Annotated in this window: 2 protein-coding genes; one reads left to right on the top strand and one right to left on the bottom strand. The window is 50.5% G+C overall.

What is annotated here, in order from left to right; translation table 11 throughout:
- Window positions 1–777: reverse transcriptase domain-containing protein (locus tag QMA35_RS21490; protein WP_281649181.1), on the top strand; the 777-nt coding region annotated here is incomplete at its 5' end.
- An 80-nt stretch (window positions 778–857) separates the two neighbouring features.
- Here the strand turns inward: QMA35_RS21490 and QMA35_RS21495 are convergent.
- Window positions 858–1325, bottom strand: coding sequence for a heme-binding protein (locus tag QMA35_RS21495; RefSeq protein WP_281649182.1), 468 nt, complete (start codon window positions 1323–1325; stop codon window positions 858–860).
- Window positions 1326–1954: the final 629 nt, after the last annotated feature.

Genomic DNA, 1954 nt, shown 5'->3' on the forward strand with positions numbered 1-1954 from the left:
GACAAAGCACTGCTGAAACTATTGGGCTCCTATCTGAGAGCCGGCACCTTGATCAACGGACAAATCCAGCCCACCCGACTTGGTGTACCGCAAGGAGGCCCGCTCTCGCCCCTGTTAGCCAACATAGTGCTGGACGATCTGGACAAAGAACTGGAACGACGAGGTCACAGGTTTGCACGTTATGCAGATGACTTTGTCATTCTCGTGAACAGCCAGAGTGCCGGAGAAAGGGTGATGGTGAATATCACCCGTTATCTGGAGCGGCGACTCAAGCTGACGGTGAACACAGAAAAGAGCAAAGTGGTGAAAGCCACAGAGAGCGAGTTTCTGGGTTTTACCTTCCCGCGCGGTCGTATTGTCTGGACAGAGAAATCCCTTCACCGTTTTAAAATGAAGATACGCCAGCTAACAAGACGAAGCTGGGGCATCTCCATGGTCAAGAGGATGAAACTGTTGGCTGCGTATATACGAGGCTGGATGAGTTATTACACCCTGTCAGAATATTACCGCCCGCTCCCTTTACTGGATCAGTGGATACGACGCCGATTACGCAGCTGTTTACTGAAACAGTGGCGGTATCCCCGAACACGCGTTCGAAAACTGGTGAATCTGGGAGTCAGTCTGAAAGATGCGGTGATGCTGGCAGGCAGTAATAAAGGGTATTACCGTCTGGCCAAAACATATGCCGTACAACTGGGATTAAGTAACGACGTTCTGAAGTCTCTTGGATTGCTTTCGTTGAAAGAGTTGTGGATCAGGTTTCACCATTCTCGGTGAACCGCCCGGTGCGGACCCGCATGCCGGGTGGTGTGGGGAGGGCTGAAGAAAAGTCAGCCCTTACCCGATTTAGCTGCTGGCTATTTGATGGCACTGACAACAGCTTTGGCACACTCTTGGTCATGCTCTACGTAACCACCTGCCACGCCAACTGCACCAACGAGTGTTCCGTTCTTTGAAAAAATCGGTTCACCGCCACCAATTGGAAGCAATCCAGGGAACTGCTTGAACTCTGGTTTTGCTGTTGTGATCTCCGCTACTTTGTCTGTTGAAGTTGACCAAGATAATGCCGTTTCAGCTTTTAAAGTTGCTCCAGTGTAGGCTGAAGGCAGAGCTTCATCCATTCTAAAAGAGGCAATAACATCAAGACCTCGATCGACAATAACAACAGCCATATTCCAGCTTTTCTCTTTCGCTAAAGACTGGCAAGCCTGTATTCCTTTTAAGGCCTGATCTGATTGTAAATATGGACGAACACTTTCTGCATTCGCAGCGGAAGAAATAACAGCAGCTGTCAGGGCGCTAACAAGTAGTGTAGTGAATTTCATATGAAAATTTCGTTTTTATGATGCTAGTGAATGCCAATAGTAGCAATGGGCGACAATGATTTCTTTGGCAAAAATGTAACCGGTTGAGTATGAGCACCTAACGCTTGGTTCAGGTGCGCCGTAGGCGTCACATGGAAAACTTTGGTACGCCCGGCATGGGCATGAATTTATGGGGTGCCAGTCCCCTGTGGGAAACCGGCATTGTCCGTAACGGATCAATGATAACCACTAGCCGACGGCAAGTGCAGCCCCGCGAGGTGCTGTGCGGAGGAAGCCCGAGTGCAAAGGTGCGAGCTGACGAACAGAAATCGCATATAAGGCCGAGTCTCCGGGGCGAGTGGGCCAATGATCACGAAGCCCTCCGGTTGCGAGATACGGTAAATGCGGCAGTTGTGCACTGAAGGTTCATGCTCTTATCCGGGGAGATCTGCCTGACAGGCGATCGTTGTTTAATATCCAGTTTGGCCACTGGTTTCACAGGCCTGGCGTTTTGGGTTCATCAGCCAGAACGAGCGAACGCGATGACACACGATAGCGCGATGATGGGTAACCATTCTCGAGATCCGGCAGAAGTCAGCAGACGCCATAGTAGTTGGACAACAGGAGTCATCCGACGAAGGGCTGAACAC

It is taken from the genome of Parendozoicomonas sp. Alg238-R29 (assembly GCF_947331445.1).
Classification (GTDB): domain Bacteria; phylum Pseudomonadota; class Gammaproteobacteria; order Pseudomonadales; family Endozoicomonadaceae; genus Sansalvadorimonas.

Bases quoted from the DNA above. Each gene is read 5' to 3' on its own strand.
- QMA35_RS21495 (WP_281649182.1), bottom strand. From the start codon at position 1,325: ATGAAATTCACTACACTACTTGTTAGCGCCCTGACAGCTGCTGTTATT.